The 21709-nt window shown below is 44.0% G+C and carries 22 protein-coding genes; 17 read left to right on the plus strand and 5 right to left on the minus strand.

Annotated features, from left to right (window positions below; translation table 11 throughout):
- The first annotated feature begins 221 nt into the window (after positions 1 to 221).
- The 7 genes from AWH49_RS00930 to AWH49_RS00960 all read left to right on the plus strand — a co-directional run bounded on the left by AWH49_RS00930 (position 222) and on the right by AWH49_RS00960 (position 4903).
- Positions 222 to 578, plus strand: a complete 357-nt coding sequence (locus AWH49_RS00930; RefSeq protein ID WP_018394359.1) for a lmo0954 family membrane protein — start codon at positions 222 to 224, stop codon at positions 576 to 578.
- A 16-nt stretch (positions 579 to 594) separates the two neighbouring features.
- A complete protein-coding gene (locus AWH49_RS00935; protein WP_063964360.1) occupies positions 595 to 1233 on the plus strand; it encodes a PspA/IM30 family protein in 639 nt (212 codons plus the stop codon).
- 119 nt (positions 1234 to 1352) lie between these two features.
- The gene (gene liaF, locus AWH49_RS00940) at positions 1353 to 2087 is read left to right on the plus strand and encodes a cell wall-active antibiotics response protein LiaF (RefSeq protein WP_018394357.1); all 735 of its coding nucleotides are present in this window, start codon (positions 1353 to 1355) and stop codon (positions 2085 to 2087) included.
- The gene (locus tag AWH49_RS00945) at positions 2084 to 3127 is read left to right on the plus strand and encodes a sensor histidine kinase (protein ID WP_063964361.1); all 1044 of its coding nucleotides are present in this window, start codon (positions 2084 to 2086) and stop codon (positions 3125 to 3127) included. The genes liaF and AWH49_RS00945 overlap by 4 nt, the downstream gene beginning before the upstream one ends.
- The gene (locus AWH49_RS00950; RefSeq protein ID WP_063964396.1) at positions 3120 to 3752 is read left to right on the plus strand and encodes a response regulator transcription factor; all 633 of its coding nucleotides are present in this window, start codon (positions 3120 to 3122) and stop codon (positions 3750 to 3752) included. Before AWH49_RS00945 ends, AWH49_RS00950 begins: the two co-directional genes overlap by 8 nt.
- Before the next feature lie 175 nt (positions 3753 to 3927).
- Positions 3928 to 4281 (plus strand): hypothetical protein, encoded by a 354-nt coding sequence (locus tag AWH49_RS00955; protein WP_063964362.1) that lies wholly within the window; start codon positions 3928 to 3930, stop codon positions 4279 to 4281.
- A 205-nt stretch (positions 4282 to 4486) separates the two neighbouring features.
- On the plus strand, positions 4487 to 4903 hold the full coding sequence (locus AWH49_RS00960) for a hypothetical protein (protein ID WP_018394353.1): 417 nt from the start codon (positions 4487 to 4489) through the stop codon (positions 4901 to 4903).
- Between the two features lie 124 nt (positions 4904 to 5027).
- Here the strand turns inward: AWH49_RS00960 and AWH49_RS00965 are convergent, their stop codons facing one another.
- Both AWH49_RS00965 and AWH49_RS00970 read right to left on the minus strand, forming a co-directional pair.
- Positions 5028 to 5351, minus strand: coding sequence for an iron-sulfur cluster biosynthesis family protein (locus AWH49_RS00965; RefSeq protein WP_034286463.1), 324 nt, complete (start codon positions 5349 to 5351; stop codon positions 5028 to 5030).
- A 126-nt stretch (positions 5352 to 5477) separates the two neighbouring features.
- Positions 5478 to 6422, minus strand: a complete 945-nt coding sequence (locus AWH49_RS00970) for an ABC transporter substrate-binding protein (protein ID WP_063964363.1) — start codon at positions 6420 to 6422, stop codon at positions 5478 to 5480.
- A 288-nt stretch (positions 6423 to 6710) separates the two neighbouring features.
- Here AWH49_RS00970 and AWH49_RS00975 point away from each other — a divergent pair, with 288 nt between their 5' ends.
- From AWH49_RS00975 to AWH49_RS01000, 6 genes are all read left to right on the plus strand, one after another.
- The gene (locus tag AWH49_RS00975) at positions 6711 to 7706 is read left to right on the plus strand and encodes a FecCD family ABC transporter permease (RefSeq protein ID WP_051927862.1); all 996 of its coding nucleotides are present in this window, start codon (positions 6711 to 6713) and stop codon (positions 7704 to 7706) included.
- Positions 7703 to 8746 (plus strand): FecCD family ABC transporter permease, encoded by a 1044-nt coding sequence (locus AWH49_RS00980; protein ID WP_063964364.1) that lies wholly within the window; start codon positions 7703 to 7705, stop codon positions 8744 to 8746. Before AWH49_RS00975 ends, AWH49_RS00980 begins: the two co-directional genes overlap by 4 nt.
- A gap of 6 nt (positions 8747 to 8752) precedes the next feature.
- Positions 8753 to 9553, plus strand: a complete 801-nt coding sequence (locus AWH49_RS00985) for an ABC transporter ATP-binding protein (RefSeq protein ID WP_063964365.1) — start codon at positions 8753 to 8755, stop codon at positions 9551 to 9553.
- 139 nt (positions 9554 to 9692) lie between these two features.
- Positions 9693 to 10187, plus strand: a complete 495-nt coding sequence (locus AWH49_RS00990; RefSeq protein ID WP_063964366.1) for a PH domain-containing protein — start codon at positions 9693 to 9695, stop codon at positions 10185 to 10187.
- Position 10188: 1 nt separating this feature from the next.
- Entirely contained in the window at positions 10189 to 11583 is a 1395-nt protein-coding gene (locus AWH49_RS00995) for a PH domain-containing protein (protein WP_063964367.1), read from the plus strand.
- A 161-nt stretch (positions 11584 to 11744) separates the two neighbouring features.
- Entirely contained in the window at positions 11745 to 11975 is a 231-nt protein-coding gene (locus tag AWH49_RS01000; RefSeq protein ID WP_063964368.1) for a hypothetical protein, read from the plus strand.
- Between the two features lie 130 nt (positions 11976 to 12105).
- Here the strand turns inward: AWH49_RS01000 and cls are convergent, their stop codons facing one another.
- Positions 12106 to 13617, minus strand: a complete 1512-nt coding sequence (gene cls, locus AWH49_RS01005; protein ID WP_425305689.1) for a cardiolipin synthase — start codon at positions 13615 to 13617, stop codon at positions 12106 to 12108.
- Positions 13618 to 13767: 150 nt separating this feature from the next.
- Between cls and AWH49_RS01010 the strand changes: the two genes are divergently transcribed.
- From AWH49_RS01010 to AWH49_RS01020, 3 genes are read left to right on the plus strand one after another with little or no spacing between them, the layout of a single operon-like run.
- Positions 13768 to 16089, plus strand: a complete 2322-nt coding sequence (locus tag AWH49_RS01010) for a 3-hydroxyacyl-CoA dehydrogenase/enoyl-CoA hydratase family protein (protein WP_094777128.1) — start codon at positions 13768 to 13770, stop codon at positions 16087 to 16089.
- A gap of 14 nt (positions 16090 to 16103) precedes the next feature.
- Complete coding sequence (locus AWH49_RS01015) at positions 16104 to 17279, plus strand: acetyl-CoA C-acetyltransferase (protein ID WP_063964371.1); 1176 nt, start codon at positions 16104 to 16106, stop codon at positions 17277 to 17279.
- 18 nt (positions 17280 to 17297) lie between these two features.
- Positions 17298 to 19064 (plus strand): acyl-CoA dehydrogenase family protein, encoded by a 1767-nt coding sequence (locus tag AWH49_RS01020; RefSeq protein ID WP_063964372.1) that lies wholly within the window; start codon positions 17298 to 17300, stop codon positions 19062 to 19064.
- Positions 19065 to 19103: 39 nt separating this feature from the next.
- Here AWH49_RS01020 and AWH49_RS01025 read toward each other — a convergent pair whose 3' ends face one another.
- Together AWH49_RS01025 and AWH49_RS01030 are read right to left on the minus strand one after the other, a co-directional pair.
- Positions 19104 to 19427 carry an ArsR/SmtB family transcription factor gene (locus tag AWH49_RS01025; RefSeq protein WP_018394340.1) on the minus strand — a complete coding sequence of 108 codons (324 nt, stop codon included), beginning with the start codon at positions 19425 to 19427 and terminating at the stop codon, positions 19104 to 19106.
- Positions 19417 to 21174: a SulP family inorganic anion transporter gene (locus AWH49_RS01030; protein WP_063964373.1), complete on the minus strand. Its 1758-nt coding sequence runs from the start codon at positions 21172 to 21174 to the stop codon at positions 19417 to 19419. Before AWH49_RS01030 ends, AWH49_RS01025 begins: the two co-directional genes overlap by 11 nt.
- Before the next feature lie 125 nt (positions 21175 to 21299).
- Here AWH49_RS01030 and AWH49_RS01035 point away from each other — a divergent pair, with 125 nt between their 5' ends.
- Complete coding sequence (locus AWH49_RS01035) at positions 21300 to 21650, plus strand: arsenate reductase family protein (protein ID WP_034286452.1); 351 nt, start codon at positions 21300 to 21302, stop codon at positions 21648 to 21650.
- The last annotated feature ends 59 nt before the right edge of the window (positions 21651 to 21709 follow it).

Genomic DNA, 21709 nt, shown 5'->3' on the forward strand with positions numbered 1-21709 from the left:
AAAAAAATAATAAAAAGAGATATGTTAGGCAGCTTGAATCCGTTCTTTATGCGGGCTCTCGCTGCCTAATTTTTTTGGAAACTCTTCACGTTGTAAATGCGTATTTTTTCAAAGTGACCTGAATACGCCTTAAGACGTAGTTTGAAATATGGCTCTAGCTCATTACGAAACATTTCAATCCTCGGTAAGATAAATGTAAGTTAATTGAGGAGGTGGAGGAAATGAAAAGATGTATGTTATTCGTCGGTGGATTGATCGCGTTCATTGTGTTATTAGTAACACTTGGGCCTATGATTTTATTGGGTGTCGGCGTTTTATTGCTGTATGTCATTTTTAAGCAGTTCATGAAAAGTGGATCGACCGCAGGAAAAATCGGCTGGGTGATTGTCGGTCTGCTGCTTCTTAGTACGGTTGTGTTATCTAATATTCATGCGGTGATCGGTTTTGTAGCGGCCTATGCCTTGTATGTCGTGATCTCAAAGTGGAGAAATAACGATCATGTGTTAGAAGGAAAAATAGTAGAAGAAGATGATCCATTTACTAATTTTGAACGGCAATGGGCAGAACTTAATAAATAATGAAGAGGAGATCTACATGAACCTATTTACACGTATTAAACAATCGATTTCAGCGGACCTTCACCATATGTTAGATCGAAAAGAACAACAGACCCCGATTGCAGCATTGAACCATTATTTGCGCCAAAGTGAGCAAGAAAAGGACAAGGTAAGAACACTGATCGAACGACAGTATCGGTTGAAGGATGAATTTATAAGTGAATATCACCACGCGCAGGAACTTGCGGATAAGCGTTTCGCACAAGCGAGTATCGCTAAAAAAGCGGGCGAAGAAGAACTGCATACATTTGCAATGAAAGAGTACGAAGACTATCAATCACGGGCAGAAAGAATAAAGATGTTAGTGGAAGAATCAACACAGCAGCTGGAAACGTTGGAACACAAATATGAAGAAATGAACTATAAGTTAAAAGATATGCACTTGCGGCGCATGGAACTGATGGGGCGTGAAAACGTGGCACGCACGAATCATCGGCTCAATAAAGTGATCGCAGATGAATCGGACAAACGATCTTCTCGTTTCACTGAAATGGAACAATACATTGACGGGTTAGAGAGAAAAGTGAATCATTCTTATGAGCACCATACATTTGACAGCAAAATGGCCAAGCTTGAAAAAGACATACAGGTAGATGATCAAGCTGAGGCTTACTAACACATACCTTAACAGCTACGTTTACATGATGATAGGTATGTCAAAAAAGGGATAAATGTTATACTGAACAGACATAGTGTTTGGTGTCTGTTCGAATACATAGAAAGGGGGTCACCTCCATGTTTCAACGGTTGACGACAAATATGTTCAATTGGATCATGATTTTTGGGGTGATCCTCTTTATTATTGAAATTGTTTTTTTTGATGGCGGTATTATTTTTTCTGCTTTATTTTTTAGCGTATTAACATATGTTGGCTGGAAGAAATTAAATCGCTTATGGGGAAAATGTTTCTTTTGGGGAGGCTTCATCAGTTTAATCGTAACCATTTTGAACATGATCGCTGTGCGCTTCCTTTTTATCATTGGTATTATTTTATTTCTCATCCATTATGCGAAAACGAAAAAAGAAGCAGAACGAATCGAGCCGATGTTTCGTATGAGAGAGGGAAAAGCGGCGGCAGAGCCAATCATTCAACTAAAACCGTTATTTACTCATAAAATTTTTGAAGATCAGAAAACGGAAAATACGGCTTATCAGTGGCGGGACGTAAATATATATGGAGGGTTTGGTGATCGGATCATTGATCTGAGCAACACGGTTTTACCTGAAGACACGGCTGTTATTTCAATCCGTCACATCATTGGAAACATCGAAATTTATGTTCCTTATGAGGTAGAAGTGAGTATTCATCACAGTTCTATTTTTGGCCGTGCCCATCTCTTTGGAAACCATCATGAGAATTTAATGAATCAATCCCTTCTATATCAGACAGAAAACTATCATTCAACTTATCCAAGAGTCAAAATCATTACCTCTTTATTATCTGGAGACATCGAGGTAAAACGGGTATGAGCATCATGATCCGTCACATGATCACAGCCGCTTTGTTCAGCCTATTCCTTTCTTTTATGATGATTAGCGTAACACTGGCTGCTTTTCCACTGGAAGATTGGTCGATCCTTTTTGAACAAAAAGTAGCCGACGTCTCTTTTTTATTCGTTATTTTAATCCTCCCTATATTAACTGGTTTAGTCATTGGGATATTGACGGGTTGGTATTGGCGGCAGAGGCTTCATCGGATCGATCGACAGCTGAATGAACTAGTAAAAGGTCAAACGTATTTAACAAATGACGAACGATACAAAGAATTGAAAGACATTCAACAACGGATGGAACAAGTGCAGGAGAAGTTTAGAATTCAAGCAGAACACGCGCAGCGTTTGGCAACGGAACGAGCTATCGAACGGGAAAAAAGCCTGCAGGAAATCGTCGTTCAGGAAAGGAATCGCCTCGCGCGAGAATTACATGATTCCGTCAGCCAGCAATTGTTCGCAGCATCGATGATGATGTCGGCCATTAATGAAACAAGTCTTCCGGAAAAATCACCTATTCATCGACAGCTGCAAATGGTCGAAACGATGATTCATCAATCACAACTTGAAATGCGGGCGTTGTTACTTCATTTAAGACCTGTCGCATTAAAAGGAAAATCACTGCAGGAAGGTGTCGAAGAACTGTTAATAGAGCTGACTCAAAAAGTACCGATGGAAGTGGACTGGAAGATAGAAACATTCACCGTTGAAAAAGGAATAGAAGATCAGTTATTTCGAATTTTGCAAGAGTCTGTGTCGAACACGCTTAGACATGCGAAAGCAACGGCACTCCAAGTCATGCTGATTGAACGGGATGATACGATCATTTTAAGAGTGACCGATGATGGAAAAGGGTTTGATATAGAAAACGTTCGATCAGGCTCGTACGGGCTCCAAAATATGCGTGAACGTGCCTATGAAGTAGGAGGAATATTTAAAATCATCAGTTTACCAAACGAAGGAACACGGTTAGAAGTCAAAATTCCACGATTGAAAAAAGAAGGTGAGAATTATCATTAAAATAGTATTTGCAGATGATCATGAAATGGTCCGAATCGGTGTATCTGCCTATCTATCTTCACAACCTGATATGGAAGTCATCGCTGAAGCAGACGATGGCGGAGGGGCTGTTCAGCTTGCTTTATCCTTAAAGCCAGATGTCATCTTAATGGATCTTGTGATGGAAAAAATGGATGGGATTGAAGCGACGAGACAAATTATTGAAAAATGGCCTGAAGCAAAAATCATTATCGTGACGAGCTTTCTTGATGATGAAAAAGTTTATCCTGCCCTCGAAGCCGGTGCGACAAGCTATATGTTGAAAACATCAAAAGCGAGTGACATTGCAAATGCAATACGCGCTACTCATGAAGGGCAATCTGTACTAGAACCGGAAGTGACAGGGAAAATCATGACACGGATGCGGGAAAAGCCGATGGACCAATTGCATGATCACTTAACCAATCGAGAAATGGAAGTTTTGCTGCTGGTCGCACAAGGGAAAACGAATCAAGAAATTGCTGATCAGTTATATATCTCGTTAAAAACAGTCAAAGTTCACGTCAGTAACATGTTAGGAAAGCTCGACGTACAAGATCGAACGCAGGCCGTTATTTATGCATTTAAGCACGATTTAATTCAGTAAACATCTTGTTCCCCAAGATTAATTACCTCTAATTGTTACGCCTGTTGAAAAAATGAAATCATGACGATTTATGTCTTGAAGGCTTCGAGTCCAAAACTTGAAGCCTTTTTCTTTTGCCATCTAAACTATCTTTTGTATCAATAATCTAGCATCAAGAGAAAAAGATGGTATCGTTTTGAGAGAAGAGTATGAAGACGTTCATAAAGAATTGATTCAATTGTTTAAAGAAACAACCGTTGAACGGACTGGAAGAGATGAGATCATCGAATATACGCTTGAGGCAATAATGATCGGCAATGGAACATCACATATCGTCAAACCCGCGTTTGAACGAGGGACACATGGCGGCAATTCGACAAACAGCGTTCTTCGCCCTGTCTTTAAGGCGATGGGACCGGCAATTAAGCAAGACGAGACAATCGGAGATATTTCCACACTTAACATTGCCCCGACGTTATACGACTTATTAGATATAGAAGCTCCGCCGTTTGTGGAAGGTAACAGCAGGAGAGAATTATGGAGAGAATAACAAAACAACGGTCTGCCCCGTGCAGATCACTGTTTTATTTATAATGGCCATGATGAATAGAAAGACATGTAACAGGGAATAGATTGAAATATTATCGAAGCATTATCGTGCCCTGCTTAGTGATTGACAGATATAATAAAAAGGTTATATAAGGAAAGCATCGTACATTAAATAGTAAAGATACAAAAAAATGGAGGGGTACGAGATGAAAAGAGTTAAAGTTGCCGGTCTTTTTACGGATAAAAGCAGAAATACCGAGTTTTTCATACTCAAACATAATGGCCGGCATATTGCTGCACTTCCAGAAATGTATGTCTCATTTTATGTTGGGGACGGACGTGAAGCCGCATTGAAGGTGTTAACGGGACCGTTGTCTGCAGGGGACGCAGAAAAATTGTATAACACCATTTTTGACTATGTTTGTACTCATGGGAACGAAGAAATGGGCTTCGTCAGCTGGTTTGAAGAAAAATATGGTCTCCCGTGGTATACATTTAACGAGGGGATGCAAAAAGCTGGGGTGACGTTACTTGAACGGGATCAGGCATTTAATCATGCCGTGTCTAGGTACTACAAGGAAAAAAAGATAGAGGATAAACGTCAGCCTGATTTAAGCAAATAAGAGTGAAATGGATCCGCTTTTTTTGTGTAAAAATTAGGAATTCATACAAAAAGATCAAACAGTATCCATTCCGTTCTTTATGTAAAGAGAAACTCTTATCAGTGGGGATATAGACAGATCGTTCTTATTTGTTCCGAAAAGCCATTCTGCCGTTCAATATTTGATTAGGACTTTTTAGCTGGAACATACCGGCTTCTGTAGAATAATCAATTTTCACTTTTTCATCATAAAAGACCATTTTTGGTTTTTCAACAAGAATAGACATGTCATTCGTCTTAAGTAACACATCATGATCCTCGTCAGGTGCGTCCACATACCATAACGTTGGGATGCCGTTTAGCACACAGCCATTTCCTTCTGTGTCCCATTTTAATTTTAAAAAACCATCCTCTCGATTTTGCAACGCACGTATTTTTTCAGCTGCAGCTGATGTGATTGTAATCTCCATCAATCTCCATCCTTTTTTCTTTTCAGTATACCATATTCGTTTTTTCACGAACCAATAGAAAAAGCCTTCCCGTTTTTAAATCGGAAAGGCTTTTATTATGCGACGTTCTGATGTAAATCTGTTTCCTCAATCAACCATATATTTTTCGATATCATCCAGCATTTGATGCGCGGCTAGCACACCGCCTGCTGTATTCCAGATCGCGTCGTCCACTTTATAGACGCTTCCGGCTTTTGCGGCTTCAAGATTCTGGAATAAGGGATCATTTATCCATTCTTTTTCTGCTTTCACCGCTTCACCGTCGCCTGTGTCATAAGTGAAATAGAAAATGACGTCGCCGTCCATTGCGGGGATTCGTTCTTTCGTTGCATTCGTTTCGGCAAAATCATCTTTGTCCTGTTCAGCAGGACGGGCAAAGCCAAGCTGCTCCAAAATCACACCTGAAAACGTATCTTTATGATAAATGCGTGTGTCGCCGGCCATAAAGCGAACCATCGATACTTTCTGGCTTAATTTATCACCAAATGTTCCTTTTAGTTCCTCAATGTGGTCGTTATACTCTGCCAGTACTTGTTGGCCTTTTTCTTCTTTATTTAATGCTTTCGCATACAGTTCAAAGTTTTCCTGCCAGTCGCCGCGTAACGTTTCCGAGAAAACTGTTGGTGCAATGGCCGTCAGCTGCTCGTAAATGGCTTCCTGACGCATTTTGTTGCCAATAATTAAATCAGGCTGCAACTTCGCGATTGCTTCCACATTCACGGGGTCTTCCATTCCCACAACTTCGACGCCTTCCATCTTTGTTGCGATGTGATCATACCAAGGATCGCCTGTCCATGATTGAACGGCTCCAACTGGTGTGACGCCAAGAGCGAGAAGAGCCTCTGTTCCTTCATTTGTTAAAATAACGACACGTTCCGGTGTTCCTTTGATTTCAGTTGAGCCCATTGCGTGCTCGACCGTGTATGTATCCGTATCCGGTTCAGCTGCCGTATCTTCATTTTTTTCTTTGTTTCCGCACGCTGCTAAAAAGAGTATTAGCACAGCTACATTAAGTAAAAACCATTTTTTCATTCTCGTTCCTCCTGAAAAATAATATGTATTTGAGCAGAATAGTCTGTCCACCTCAAAAAAAGAGGGCGATCCAAATGGGCGTTCGGATCGCCTAAACCTGCACAATGAATCGGTGGGGTTAAGAACTTTGATAATGATTATCATTACCGCTTACCACTATTATCATAAACACTATTTCCGAATCTGTCAACAATTGAATGAAAATGATTTTCAAAATCATTGACGAAGGACCAATGTCTTTTTACAATGAAAGAAGTGAAAAACTTTGACAGACAGGAAGCGTTTACGATGACAATAGGAAAAAGTGTGACGCTGCTATTGATTGGAACGGCCGTTGTAGTCGTTTTAATGGCAGCAAGCGTCGTGTACGGCTATACAGATACAACGTGGAAAGGGGTATACGATTCATTTACGGCCTTTAATGGGTCCAATGAACATTTAGTCATTCAAACCGTCCGCATACCGCGTGCGCTTATTGCGGCCTGTGTGGGTGCGAGTCTGGCGATGGCGGGAGTGATCATGCAGACACTCATGAAAAATCCGCTCGCGTCACCGGACATTCTCGGTATCAATTCTGGTGCTGGCTTTTTCGTTGTCCTAGGGCTTGTTATGTTCGGCATAAGCGGCAATCAGTCGATAACATGGCTTGCTTTTATTGGGGCAGGAGTAGCCCAGCTGCTCGTATTTGTGCTCGGTTCAGCTGGGCGGGAAGGATTGACACCGATGAAAATGACGCTTGCCGGTGCGGCGATAGGAGCGATGTTTTCATCGATGACGCAAGGCTTTCTCGTCTTTAATGAAGCGATGCTGGATCAAGCATTGTTCTGGCTTGCAGGGTCCGTGGAAGGAAGAAGTCTTGATTTGTTACTGTCAGTATTGCCGTATCTCACAGTCGGCGTTTTTGGGGCCTTACTTATAGCGGGAAAATTAAATGTGTTGTCGATGGGGGAAGATATCGCTCGGGGGCTTGGTCTTCATATAGGTTTTACAAAAATCGTCGCGTCGATCTTAATCGTTTTACTAGCAGGAGGGGCAGTAGCGGTCGCCGGTCCAATCGGATTTATTGGCATTATCATTCCACATATTGCGCGGAGCTGGATCGGCTTGGATCATCGCTGGCTGTTACCTTTTTCGGGCCTGCTTGGAGCGGCCCTGCTTCTCGTATCCGACATTGCAGCGCGCTACATGATTATGCCGCAGGAAGTACCGGTCGGCGTTATGACCGCGGTCATAGGTGTGCCGTTTTTCATTCACATTGCTCGTAAAGGAGAGAAAAGCCGATGAAAGCATTCCGTCCTTTACATGGAGCTGTTTCATTATTAATTGACCAAAGAACTGTCTTTAAAATCATCTCTTTATTTGCGTGTCTGCTTATTGTCTTTATTGCAAGTGCCGCTCTTGGCGATATTAAGTTTAGCCCAGTTGTGGCATTTCAAACGATTTTTGGTTTCGGTGATCCGTTTCAGCATATGGTTGTTTATTCGTTTCGCATGCCGCGTATTTTAGTGGCGCTCTTCGCGGGTGCGGCGTTGGCGATGGCTGGCGCGATTTTGCAAGGACTCGTCCGCAATCCACTCGCTTCACCTGATTTAATCGGGATGACAGCTGGTGGAAGCGCGGCAGTCACGGCGTTTCTCGCAATCTTCAGTGACAAAAGCAACGCGCTCACGGTCAGCATCGGCTGGCTGCCGCTCGCCGCGTTTATCGGTGCAGCAGTAACAGCGCTGCTCGTTTATATGCTCGCTTGGAAAAATGGCTTGTCGCCAATCCGTCTTATTTTAATTGGAATCGGTTTGACCGCCGCGATGAAAGCCGTGACGACGATGATGATGATCATCGGTCCAATTTATCAAGCGTCTAAAGCAAATATGTGGATGACCGGTTCAGTGAACGGGTCATCATGGAGTGACGTTTTAATGATCGCACCGTGGACGATCATCAGTCTTGTTGCTGTCATGATGGCCGGCCGTCATTTGAACATGCAGCAGTTTGGCGATGAACTCGCCATCGGTGCCGGTGCACGGGTCGAACGACAGCGCATTTTCTTTCTCGTACTTGCTACGGCACTCGTTGGCGGTGCGGTCGCCTTTGCGGGAGGCATCGGCTTTGTCGGATTAATGGCACCTCATATTGCACGCCGTCTCGTCGGTTCTCACGCAGGAGGGCTTATTCCAGCAACTGCGCTGATCGGTGCGATTCTCGTCATGCTCGCTGATCTTGCCGGCCGTACGCTCTTTTTGCCACTCGAAGTTCCAGCCGGTGTGTTCACCGCGGCAATTGGTGCACCGTACTTTATTTACTTATTATTTCGGACGAAAGGATAGATGAAGATGAGTGCTATTATAATGGACAGCGTTACACTCCGTTATGGAAAAGAAAGCATTATTGAAGAACTCGATTGGACCGTGCCGGAAGGGAAAATAACGGTGCTGATCGGTGGAAATGGCTGTGGGAAGTCGACGCTTTTCCGGTCCGCTGCCCGTCTTTTGAAGCCATCGTCTGGTCACGTATTGCTAGACAATATCCTTTTAGAAAAGATGTCGACAAAAGAAGCAGCACGCAAAATGGCGATTTTGCCGCAGTCACCGGCTGCACCGGAAGGATTGACGGTCTTGCAGCTCGTGAAACAAGGCCGCTATCCGCACCAGACGTGGCTGAAGCAATGGAGCGAAGACGATGAACAAGCTGTGCAAAAGGCTTTGCGGGCGACGTCGATGTTGGAACTCTCAGGCCATCCCGTCGATGAATTGTCCGGCGGCCAGCGTCAGCGTGCCTGGATTGCGATGACGCTTGCGCAAAATACGGATATTCTTTTGCTTGATGAACCGACGACATATCTTGATATGACCCACCAAATTGAGATTTTAGATTTACTGTTTGAATTGAATGAACAGGAGGGCCGCACGATTGTGATGGTGCTGCACGACTTAAATCTCGCCTGCCGCTACGCCCATCATATCGTCGCTGTTAAAGATAAGACGGTCTATGCAGAAGGCGCACCAGAACACATTGTCGACGCGGACCTCGTCAAACACGTCTTCGGCCTTGACTGCTTGATTGACCGTGATCCGCTTTACGGGACACCGCTTTGCATTCCGTTTGGAAAAGGACGGAGAGCCGTTACCGGATAAAAAGACCGCTTCTAATGGATGTAGGTCACGCTAAATTGGATTTCCTTCCGATGAGAACAGCTCAGCCGGAAGGAAATTGAAACATTTTGACAAGTGAAACGTACGTATACATGAAGAAAATAAAAAAGGGTGAACGTTTATGTATATGGATATTGAAGAACCGGAGCTCCATATATCAACAAGTGCTGTAAAGGTATGGCGGCTGAGCAATACAATCGGACATGGAATAGGGATTTTTAGTATAGTGGTGCTCCTCGGATTGGATTACCGATTTGGGTGGTGGAGCTGGATTAGCTGGGTTTTATACGGGCTGACTGTTATTGTCGTGTTGTCGGCGATTTATTCCATTTTTGTTGAACCGCCTTTGCTGCAGTGGACGTGGCGGTATGGCGTGAATGAAGAATACGTACAGCTGAAGCATGGCGCTTTGACACGTGTTCATGTGCTCGTACCAATGACGAAAGTGGAGTACGTCAAAACAAACCAAGGGCCGCTCATGCGGAAATTCAAATTGTATAATGTGGAAATCGGCACGATGGCGTCCTCTCATTCGATCCCGGCTGTACCGGAAAAAGAAGCACTGGCGCTGCGGGCTCAAATTGCGCAGCTGGCAAAAATAAAGGATGAGGAATGACATGAAAAAACGTCTTCATCCTTTTCGAGTTGTATTGTCGATCGTGAAAATTCTCAAAAATCTGTTTTTTCCAGCGGTTTTTCTGTTTATATTTCATTCAGCTTCAGAAGCGCAGTGGGTGATGATCGGACGAATCGGTCTGTTTTTGTATATCGCTGTAAGTTTGATTGTATCGATTTTAACATGGTGGACATACCGGTATGAATTCCGTGAACGAACATTGCACGTGTACAGTGGTATTTTGGTGAAATCCGAGCGTAATATGCCGGTAGAACGGATTCAAAATGTACAAAAACATACATCGTTCTTGCATAAATTGCTGCGTATGACGTCATTGACGCTTGAAACGGGAACAGGCGGCGACGAAGCATCGGTGAAGCTCGATATGATTACATTTTCGGAAGCAGCGCGCATTGAATGTCTGTTGAATCAAGATGAAGAGGAGAAACATGATGAACGGATGGTTCATTTTACAGTGAGCCGACGTGAACTGATTAAAGCGTCATTTACATCTCTCAGTTTTTTTGCGATTATTCCGCTTCTTGCTTCTTTTTATTTCACCATCGATGACTTTTTCAAGTTGAACGGTGTAACGAAAGACGTCATTGATTATGTGATGGGTGCATTGTGGGTGCTTGCACCGATCAGTGTTGTCCTGCTTATTGTTGGTGCGGCTGCCGGGGTGATCACAACGTATTTACGCTATGGAAACTTTGAAATTGCGTCTGATGAAGAGCGTATTTATTTGAAAAAGGGTGTGTTAAATGAATCCTTTTTTACGATAACGAAAGAAAAAGTGCAGGCGGTTAAATTAAATCAATCACTGTTGAAGCGATGGTTCGGATTAGTTGGAGTGGAACTGATCAGCGCCGGCAATGTCGGAGAGGAGGAAATGGAAACGAATTCACTGTATCCATTTTTGCCGGTAAAACAGGCATACACGATTGTGGAAGAATTACTGCCGGCCTATAAAATTGAAACGGACATGGATCAGCTGCCTCGTGCATCGCTTTGGATGAAGCTTATGCGGCCGAGTTACGTGTGGCTGATCACGACGGTCTCACTTATCTGGTGGAAACCACAATTCTGGTACGTTTCACTTGTATTGCTAGTACTTATTTTTCTCACGCGCATTCTTGAATTTTACAACGCCCGCTATAAGATGAGTGATACATTTTTGCAGTTGAAAACAGGTGCATTTACAACGGTACTGCTCGTGACGAGCCGGCAAAAAATCCAGGAAATCGAAGTGAAGCACAGTCTTTTACAGCGGAAGTGGCAGCTTGTCTCCATTAAAATTGCTAATAGGGGCAGGCCGGTTCATTTTTCGGAAATGGCTGATTTACCGGTTGAGTCGGCTGAGAATATTTACAACTGGTACGCAAACAGGCTATAAAAAAGAGTAGAAGACCGGTAAAGTGACCGGCATCATGTTGGCCTGAACCAATTAGAATCCGCAGTCTACATGCTGTGGGTTTTTTTGTTACAATAAAAAGAGCATAGGGAATGTGATAGAACTAAGTAAAGAAGCGATGGTGAAAAGGAGATGGAAATGAGATGGAAGAAGAAAAATCACTCATTGACACGCTGCTGAATGACACGCCGCCAGACAATTATTTAAAACAGGAAGCGCACCAATTAAAGGAAATAGACATGGATGAGCGTTCAGAACAAGAAGAGTCGGACAAGCCATTACTGCCGCCTGAAATGATGACCGTGATTATGATCGCAGGGTTGATCGGTGGCATGATGCTCGTCGTATATACGCTTATTTTTTGGGTTTTTTGATCAGAAAGTTAAGTGAGTGGTCATAACGTAAAATAAATGATCAGAAAGGATGACTTTCTTTTGAAAGAGTCAATAATATCCTTTTTCGAGTAGACAAGCCGCCTCCGTGTCAAATGGAAAGCGGCTATTTTTATAAAATGGGTGAAAGTAACCGGGCAAGTGATTCGCCAATTCGTTTTGGGAAGGTGCGGTGTTCATACCGCTCCCGGCTGATCGGAACGGAATCGGAAAAATCCTTCAAAAAATCGACTTCGACTTTTTCAACAGCAGGCGTCCGGTTGTATAAAAAGGTCATAAGCTCATGATTGAGCCGGAAGCTGCGAACATCAAAGTTGGCGGTGCCAACAATGGCATGCTTTCCATCAATCAGTAGCACTTTTGAATGAATAAATGAATCATCGCGGTACGCAAATACTTTGACACCGGCACTTAATAAATCTTGAAAATAGGAATTCGTGCCATAGAATGAAATCGCGCGGTCGCCTTTGCCCGGCACGATGACGCGCACATCTTTTCCACTGCGGGCAGCGAACCGTACAGCAGCGAGTGCTTCATCGTCCGGCACGAAATAAGGAGACGCAATCCAAATTGACTTTTCTGCGGATTGAATCATTTCCATCATCGCATCGCGTACGTCACGTTCTACGTTATAAGGCCCGCCATACACGGTTTGCACCATTTCATCCGCTTCATGTGATTCGGACGGAAAATACGCATCAAATCGAAATTTTTCTTTTAATTCATCAAGCAACGACGTTTTTGCGCTAGTCGCATGAATCCAGTCGGTAATAAACGATTCTTGCAGCTGGCGTACAGCAGGGCCTTTCATTCTCAAATGTGTATCACGCCACACTTCAAATTGGGGTGTGTTGCTTTGATACTCTTCGCCGACGTTCAATCCACCGGTAAAACCGGTATGTCCGTCAACAACGACCATTTTGCGGTGATTGCGCAAATTCGCGGTGCGTGTAAACCAGGGCGACGCGATCGGATCGAAAGCATATGCTTCGCCGCCCGCTTCTTTTAATGGGCTCAAAAAGGATTTGGATAATCCAGATGAACCGAGTCCATCATATAAAAAGCGGACATGTACATTCGCTTCAGCCCGTTCAACAAGCGCATCACGTATGTTTGCTGAAATTTCATCTTCCCGGAAAATATAATATTGAATATGAATGTGATGTTCCGCGTGACGGATTGTATCTAAAATGGCAGGGAATGTTTCATCGCCGTTCGTTAAAATATCAACTTTATTGCCGGCAAGTGCTTCAAAACCGGTCATATTTTGAATGTTTTTCGCCTGTGGAAGCATGGCGGATATATCCCATTTTTCTCCATGAAACCGCATGGATGTAATAAACTTCGTCGTTTCTGTAAGGACAGATTTAGGAAGCCTCCGGTTGCGGGGATCGCGTCCGAATACAGAATAGACAACCGCACCTGCGAGTGGAAAAACGAGTACAATCGCAATCCAGGCCACTTTTGAATTCGTACCGCGTGAATCGAATAAAAGCAAATTAAATACGACGAAAATCGAAATGATTCCCGCAAGATACGTAAACGCGACCGATAATTCATTGGAAAAGTAACGGAGTCCAAAATAGATGAGCGCAACAACGCTAATTAATACGATAAGCTGCACCGCTTTTTCTCTCATGGCCGAACACACTCCTCTCATCTACTACTCAGTTTACCCGTATTTTTTAGAAAGAGACAGTTGAAAATTAAAAAAAGATACGGTATAGTGAAGGAGAATAAATGAATGAATATTCATTCAAAGGAGGACGTGAACGTGGTTCAGCACATTCAAAAAGCAGCGGTTATCGGGTCTGGCGTGATGGGTTCGGGCATCGCTGCGCATTTGGCGAACGTTGGTATTCCCTCTATTTTACTGGATGTCGTCCCGGAAAATGCTGAAAACCGAAATGTTCTTTCTGAAAGCGCTATCCAAAAGTTATTCAAACAAAAGCCAGCACCACTTGTGTCTAAACAGAACGCAGCTCTTATAACAGCTGGTAATTTAGAAGATGATCTTAAGCAATTAGCGGAAGCAGACTGGATTATTGAAGTGGTTCTAGAAAATTTGGACGTCAAGAAGACGGTGTTTGAAGCAGTAGACAGTTATCGAAAGCCAGGCAGTATTATTTCTTCCAACACATCAGGCATTTCTGTTGAAGCGATGAAAGAAGGCCGGAGCGATGATTTCAAAAAGCATTTTCTCGGCACGCACTTTTTCAATCCACCGCGCTATTTAAAGCTGCTTGAACTTATTCCGACGTCACATACGTTACCAGAAGTCGTCGACTATATGAAAATGTTCGGTGAAGATGTTCTTGGAAAAGGTGTCGTGCTCGCGAAAGATACACCAAACTTTATCGCCAATCGGATCGGCACGTATGGATTGCTTAACACGATGCACATCATGAATGAAATGAAGTTGTCTCCAGGTGAAGTCGATTCCATCACAGGACCACTCATCGGCCGTCCGAAAAGTGCCACATTCCGGACGCTGGATGTCGTCGGACTCGATACATTCATTCATGTGGCGAAAAATGTATATGATCAAGTAGACGGTGAAGAAAAAGCGGTCTTTGACGTACCGGATGTGCTCCTCCAAATGCGGGACAACGGCTGGATCGGGGCAAAAGCTGGGCAGGGCTTTTTTAAAAAGGATGGGCAGACGATTCTCGAATTAGATCCAAATTCAATGGACTATATAGAACGCAAAAAAATGAAAGCGGATTCAATAAAAGTGGCGAAACAACAAAAAGGGTCAGCAAAATGGAAAACGCTTGCTTATGCAAATGACGAAGCTGGCCAGTTTATTTGGAAGATGCTTGCCCCAATGCTTCTCTATTCTGCCGGGTTAACCGGTAAAATTGCGGATAATATCGTCTCGATTGACCGGGCAATGAAATGGGGATTTGGCTGGAACGAAGGACCATTTGAAATTTGGGATCATCTCGGTGTCCGGGAGGCCCTTCAAAAAATGGAATCAGAAGGACGCGTTATTCCGGGCTGGGTAAAAGATATGCCGGGCCATTTTTATCAAGACGGTCACTATTACGATCCTGCAACAAAATCGTATAAACCGATTGATCAACAGGCAAAAGTGATTGATTTAAAACAACTGAAAAAAGAAGGGAAAGTCATTAAACAAAACAGCGGGGCAAGCTTGATCGACATAGGTGACGGTGTGGCGCTTTTAGAATTTACATCACCGAACAACGCGATCGGCATGGACATCATACACATGATCAATGATGCTGTTGAGGAAGTTGAGAAAAAGTATAAAGGTCTCGTGATTGGGAATCAAGGAAAAAATTTCTGTGTCGGTGCGAATCTCGCGATGATTTTAATGGCTGCCGGAGATGAGGATATTTGGGAAATTGACATGGTCGTCAAAGGGTTCCAGCAGGCGATGATGAAAATAAAATACAGCACAAAACCGGTCGTCGCCGCACCGTTTGCGATGGTGCTCGGCGGCGGAACAGAAGTATGTTTACCAGCTGCGCACATTCAAGCATCGATGGAAACATATATGGGGCTCGTGGAAACGGGTGTCGGTCTTATCCCAGGCGGAGGCGGCAATAAAGAACTGTATATTCGCCACCTTGAACAAATGCCAACAGGTGTAACGGTCGATTTACAGGCGGTCGCGAACAATGTATTTGAAACGATTGCGATGGCGAAAGTGTCAACGTCCGCATTAGAAGCGCGTGAAAACAACTATTTGTACCGGGCAGATGGTATTAGCATAAACAGTGATCATCTTTTATATGATGCTAAACAGACAGCGATCTGTTTATATGAAAAGGGCTACACAGCGCCGATCCGCAAAAAAGTACCGGTCACAGGTGAAACGGGTTATGCGATGTTATTGCTCGGCGCCCAATCGATGCATGCATCTGGCTTTATTTCCGATCATGATTTAACGATTGCCAAAAAGCTCGCCTGGGTCATTGCAGGGGGCAATGTACCGTTCGGATCGGAAGTGGATGAACAGTATTTACTTGATTTGGAGAGGGAAGCGTTTTTACAGCTTGTCACCATGCCGAAAACGCAGCAACGCATGCAGCATATGCTCGTTAAAGGGAAACCACTTCGGAATTAAAGGGGAGAAAAGAAATGAAGGAAGCGGTTATTGTCGCTGGTGCACGCACACCTGTCGGCCGGGCAAAAAAAGGGACACTCCGTTACACGCGTCCGGATGATCTCGGCGCGCTCGTTGTAAAAGAAACGTTGAGACGAGCGGGAAACTACGAAGGGAACATTGACGATCTCATTATCGGATGTGCGATGCCAGAAGCAGAGCAAGGTATGAACATGGCACGAAACATTGGCGCTCTCGCTGGACTTTCACATGACGTGCCGGCCATTACGATCAATCGGTACTGCTCATCTGGCTTACAGTCGATTGCGTATGCGGCAGAACGGATTATGATCGGCCACGCGGACACGATTATCGCCGGGGGAGCGGAATCAATGAGTCTAGTTCCAATGATGGGCCACGTCGCTCGTCCGAACGTGCGGATTGCAGAAAGTATGCCAGGCTATTACATGTCGATGGGGCATACGGCGGAAGAAGTGGCGAAAAAATATAGCATTTCGCGCGAAGATCAGGACGCGTTTGCGGTACGTAGTCATGAACGGGCAGAACGTGCGATTGCAGCGGGAAAATTTGTGAATGAAATTGTACCGGTTGATGTGACAAATAGACATGTCGATGCGAATCATAAATTGACAGAAGAACATGTCTTGTTTTCTATGGATGAAGGGGTACGACATGGAACGACGGTTGATATATTGGCGAAATTACGGCCGGCGTTTTCTTTGGCTGGAACCGTGACAGCGGGCAATGCGTCGCAAACGTCAGACGGTGCCGCAGCGGTCCTCGTGATGGAGCGAGAAAAAGCAGAGTCGCTCGGTTTGAAGCCCATCGCCAAGTTGCGCTCTTTTGCGGTCGGAGGGGTACCGCCGGAAGTGATGGGCGTAGGCCCGGTCGTCGCCATGCCAAAAGCGCTGCAACTGGCGGGGCTTGAATTATCACACATTGATTTGTTTGAGTTGAACGAAGCCTTTGCATCACAGTCAATCCAAGTCATCCGCGAACTCGGGCTGAATGAAGACATTGTCAACGTAAACGGAGGGGCGATCGCACTCGGTCATCCGCTTGGCTGTACAGGGACAAAATTGACGTTATCGCTTCTTCATGAATTGAAACGGCGCAACAAGCAGTTCGGGGTCGTGACGATGTGTATCGGTGGGGGAATGGGAGCTGCTGGCGTCTTTGAAATGATGTAACAAAGGGGGAAGTGAATCATGGCAGCAAGAGGCGGTTCCTTTTTAATAGAAGAAGTGGCGTATCACTCGATTTTTACACCGGAAGATTTTTCGGATGAACAGAAAATGATTGCGAAAATGACGGAAGACTTTGTATCAGGCAGCGTTTTGCCGGAATTGCCCTATCTCGAGAAGCATGAATTTGACCGATCTGTGAAACTATTGCAAGAAGCAGGCGAACTTGGACTGCTTGCTGCAGATGTGCCGGAAGAATATGGCGGATTGAATCTTGATAAAGTGAGTTCTGCGCTTATTGCTGAAAAAATGGCGGTCGCTGGCGGTTTTTCCCTTTCACACGGGGCGCACGTCGGCATTGGTACACTGCCGATTGTGTTATTTGGAAATGAAGAACAGAGGCAGACGTATTTGCCGGACCTGGCTATGGGAAAACGATTCGCGGCGTATGCATTGACAGAGCCTGGTTCCGGCTCAGATGCGCTCGGTGCGAAAACGACTGCTCGTTTGAATGAAGCGGGAACGCATTACGTGTTAAACGGAGAAAAACAATGGATTACAAACTCTGCATTTGCGGATGTGTTCATCGTATACGCGAAAATTAATGGAGAACAATTTTCAGCGTTTATTGTAGAGAAAGGCTACCCAGGCGTATCTACTGGTGCGGAAGAAGAAAAAATGGGCATTAAAAGTTCATCAACGCGGACACTCATTTTGTCCGATGCTGAGGTGCCAGTGGGAAATTTGCTGGGCGAAGCAGGCCGTGGTCATGTGATTGCGTTTAATATTTTGAACATTGGCCGTTATAAATTAGGCGTCGGCACGGTCGGAAGTGCGAAGCGGGCGCTCGATATTTCATTGAAATACGCAAACGAACGCCAGCAGTTTAAAACGAAAATCGCGAATTTTAATTTAATAAAAGAAAAGTTTGGTACGATGTCTTCAAAAGTATATGCAGCAGAAAGCGCCATTTACCGTACTGTTGGCTACTTTGAAGAGCAGATGGGCGCATTGTCTGAAGAAGAACGAAAAGACGGAAAGAAGGTTGCATTGTCGATTGCCGAATATGCGATTGAGTGTTCACTTTGTAAATTTTTCGGAACGGAAGTGCTCGATTACGTTGTGGATGAAGGGGTCCAAATTCATGGCGGCTACGGCTTTATGGAAGAATACGAAATTTCAAGAATGTACCGCGATTCACGCATTAACCGTATTTTTGAAGGAACCAATGAAATTAACCGCTTGCTTGTGCCGGGTACATTTGTGAAAAAAGCGTTCAAGGGTGAGCTTCCATTGTTTGAAAAAGCACAGGCGCTGCAAGATGAGCTGATGATGCTTATGCCGGAAGAGGTGGGTGACACGGTGCTTGCACAGGAAAAAATGCTCGTGAAAAATGCGAAGAAAATAGCGCTTCTTGCGGCAGGATTAGCCGTTCAAAAATATGGCAAAGCGCTCGAAGTTGAACAAGAAGTGCTCGTCAACATCGCCGACCTCGTAAACTTAGTGTACGCAATGGAATCAGCCGTCCTTCGTACAGAGAAAGCGATTGAAAAGTTTGGCGAAAAGAAAAGCAACCAGAAAGTATTGTATACGCAAATTTTCTGCCAGGAAGCATTTAACGAAATTGAAGCGCACGCAAAAGAAACACTTGTTGCGATCGAGTCTGGCGACAGCTTGCGTATCATGATGTCGGCTTTACGAAAACTAGGCCGCCACACGCCAGTTAACGTCATCGCCAAAAAAAGGGAAGCGGCAGACAAATTAAGCGATGCGTTGAAATATGTCGTCTAACATGAGAAAAGACAGCCAGGTATCATTTGGGCTGTCTTTTCATTCTTTCATCTGATCAAGCATCGAAATTGTATCAACAAGGTGATTGTTAAAAATCTGCTTCGCAACAGATAGCAGTTCAACAATCATTGGATCACGAAGCGAATAAATGACTCGGGTTCCATCTTTTGTGCCTGTCACAATGTTTTTTCCGCGCAAAATGGTCAACTGTTGAGAAACAGTGGAACCTTCACTGCCAGCGAGGCTTTGAAGTTCATTGACGCTTTTATCACCTTCAGCTAGCAGCTCAAGAATTTTAATCCTCAATGGATGAGCAAGTGCTTTAAAAAAATCCGCTTTAAATTGTTGCATATCAAGATTCAATCTTTATTTCCTCCTTCTCACAAATAGGTTGTTGTCCCTTAGAAAAGGCTTCACACTCTCTAAAGGCAAAATGTCGGCAGCCGAGGCATTTATCTTTATTTAAATGTAACAGAGCGGCGTTGATCGCGTCACCTGTATGAGTGAAAAAATGATCTTCACCCATCGATTCGTATAAGCCTGTTTTCTTTAATACGCTTTCAGGCTGAGGATTTAATCCGGATATGAAAACTGTTCTATGTTTTGAAAAGCTTTTGACAATACTGGATAGGTGCGCTTCTCCGGTCGTATCCATAAAAGGCACTTTTCCCATTCGAAGCAGCAGCACCTCTGGTTTATAATTGACGGTCTTCATGATCGATTGCTGAAACGTTTGCGCTGCTCCAAAAAAAAGCGGTCCTTCGATATTGTATATACTAATTTGCGGGCAATCGTGCGAATCGGTCACGACATGGCTTGCCACTTTCTCATGTTTGTCGAGAGGATTAGGCAACGCTTTTTCTACCATCATTGTATCACTCATTCGTTTCGTAAAGATGACGACAGTGAGAAGCAGACCGACTTCGACCGCAACGGTTAAATCCATAAAGACGGTTAATAAAAACGTGACGACTAATACGAGTGAATCTTCTGTTTTCGTTTTGACTAAATGAATAAAAACGTGCCGCTCACTCATATTCCAAGCTACGATCATTAAAATAGGTGCCATGCTTGCTAATGGAATTTTTGATGCGTATGGCGCGAAAAGCAATAAAATGATTAAAACAACGAGTCCGTGCATAATACCGGACACGGGTGAAACAGCCCCATTTTTAATATTGGTTGCTGTTCTCGCAATGGCGCCTGTCGCCGGGATACCGCCGAACAAAGGCGTCACCATGTTGGCAATGCCTTGTCCAACCAATTCCCTGTTGCTATTGTGTTTGCTATTTGTCATCCCATCTGCCACGACAGCCGATAAAAGCGACTCAATGGCACCGAGGATCGCAATGACAAAAGCAGGTCGAATCATTTGCTGCATCTTTTCAAACGTGATCTCTGGCATATGAAATCGAGGAAGTGTGCCGGAAATGTTGCCATATGTCGAACCAATAGTAGCCACTTCACCTGGATATAGAAACGTGGCCAGCAATGTGGAAAAAACAAGGGCAATGAGTGGTCCCGGTATTTTCGGAAATACCTTTGGTGTATAAATGACGGTTAGTAAACAAATAACAGCTGTTAGGATGCTATATCCGTTCACAGTATGAATATTTAGTACGGCTTCTTTCATATTATCAATGAACGCCTCGTGTTTTTCGACGCCAGTCAAACCGAGAAAATTCGGAATTTGCCCGGTGAAGATAATAATGGCGATCCCAGATGTGAAGCCGATTGTGACCGGACGTGGGATAAAGGTAATGAGCGCGCCTAATTTAAAGAGACCCATTAAGAATAAAAGAATCCCAGCTAAAAAACCGGCAATTAATAAATTTTCAAACCCGTATGTCATGACGATGCTGAATAAAATAGGGATAAAGGCACCAGTCGGTCCGCCAATTTGAAAGCGGGAGCCGCCGAACAATGAAATAAGGATGCCGGCGACGATGGTCGTATAAATGCCGTATTCAGGATTCACACCTGATGCAATCGCAAACGCCATCCCTAAAGGAATAGCAATAATCCCGACAACGAGCCCTGATAAAAGATCTTTTTGAAATGTTTGTAGGGAGTACGGTTTATATCTGCCGGTAAAAAACCATTGATGCATATGAATCACCCTCTTAATATCTATATATTTGATTATTTGAATATATATAAGGTATGCTTCTTTTTTTAGATTGTCAAAGGGTTTTTGCAAAAGTTGTCGAACTTCATTTAGTCGAGGTGAAAAATATGAAATTTTATTGGTATCCGAAATGCGGAACGTGTCGCAATGCGAAAAAGTGGCTTGATGAGAAAGGTGTTACGTACGAAGCGATTCATATTGTCGAAGCACCGCCTTCAAAAGAAGAGTTGAAACGGGCATATGAAAAAAGCGGACTACCACTGAAGAAATTTTTCAATACAAGCGGGCAAAAATACCGTGAGCTTGGATTGAAGGATAAAGTAGCCTCTGCATCTGATGACGAACTACTTCATATTCTTGCGTCAGACGGCATGCTGATCAAACGTCCACTCGCGATTGGCGATGAAACGGTAACGGTTGGCTTTAAAGAAGATGAATATAATGCGAAGTGGCAGTGATGATCTTGCATTCTGTCTGATGAATCAGTAAAGTGTAGAGTAGAGTATACTTATTTTAA

The sequence above is a fragment of the Domibacillus aminovorans genome (assembly GCF_001643235.1).
Taxonomy (GTDB): domain Bacteria; phylum Bacillota; class Bacilli; order Bacillales; family Domibacillaceae; genus Domibacillus; species Domibacillus aminovorans.

Excerpts from the sequence above, each read along its gene's own strand:
- AWH49_RS01000 (WP_063964368.1), top strand. The coding sequence starts at position 11,745 with ATGGAAGAAGAAAAATCACTCATTGACACGCTGCTGAATGACACGCCG.
- AWH49_RS00970 (WP_063964363.1), bottom strand. The coding sequence starts at position 6,422 with ATGAAAAAATGGTTTTTACTTAATGTAGCTGTGCTAATACTCTTTTTA.
- liaF (WP_018394357.1), top strand. The coding sequence starts at position 1,353 with ATGTTTCAACGGTTGACGACAAATATGTTCAATTGGATCATGATTTTT.
- AWH49_RS00960 (WP_018394353.1), top strand. The coding sequence starts at position 4,487 with ATGAAAAGAGTTAAAGTTGCCGGTCTTTTTACGGATAAAAGCAGAAAT.
- AWH49_RS00930 (WP_018394359.1), top strand. The coding sequence starts at position 222 with ATGAAAAGATGTATGTTATTCGTCGGTGGATTGATCGCGTTCATTGTG.
- AWH49_RS00990 (WP_063964366.1), top strand. The coding sequence starts at position 9,693 with ATGTATATGGATATTGAAGAACCGGAGCTCCATATATCAACAAGTGCT.
- AWH49_RS01030 (WP_063964373.1), bottom strand. The coding sequence starts at position 21,174 with ATGCATCAATGGTTTTTTACCGGCAGATATAAACCGTACTCCCTACAA.
- AWH49_RS00945 (WP_063964361.1), top strand. The coding sequence starts at position 2,084 with ATGAGCATCATGATCCGTCACATGATCACAGCCGCTTTGTTCAGCCTA.
- AWH49_RS00935 (WP_063964360.1), top strand. The coding sequence starts at position 595 with ATGAACCTATTTACACGTATTAAACAATCGATTTCAGCGGACCTTCAC.
- AWH49_RS01020 (WP_063964372.1), top strand. The coding sequence starts at position 17,298 with ATGGCAGCAAGAGGCGGTTCCTTTTTAATAGAAGAAGTGGCGTATCAC.
- AWH49_RS00995 (WP_063964367.1), top strand. The coding sequence starts at position 10,189 with ATGAAAAAACGTCTTCATCCTTTTCGAGTTGTATTGTCGATCGTGAAA.
- AWH49_RS01035 (WP_034286452.1), top strand. The coding sequence starts at position 21,300 with ATGAAATTTTATTGGTATCCGAAATGCGGAACGTGTCGCAATGCGAAA.
- AWH49_RS00975 (WP_051927862.1), top strand. The coding sequence starts at position 6,711 with ATGACAATAGGAAAAAGTGTGACGCTGCTATTGATTGGAACGGCCGTT.
- AWH49_RS00980 (WP_063964364.1), top strand. The coding sequence starts at position 7,703 with ATGAAAGCATTCCGTCCTTTACATGGAGCTGTTTCATTATTAATTGAC.
- AWH49_RS00985 (WP_063964365.1), top strand. The coding sequence starts at position 8,753 with ATGAGTGCTATTATAATGGACAGCGTTACACTCCGTTATGGAAAAGAA.
- AWH49_RS00965 (WP_034286463.1), bottom strand. The coding sequence starts at position 5,351 with ATGGAGATTACAATCACATCAGCTGCAGCTGAAAAAATACGTGCGTTG.
- AWH49_RS01015 (WP_063964371.1), top strand. The coding sequence starts at position 16,104 with ATGAAGGAAGCGGTTATTGTCGCTGGTGCACGCACACCTGTCGGCCGG.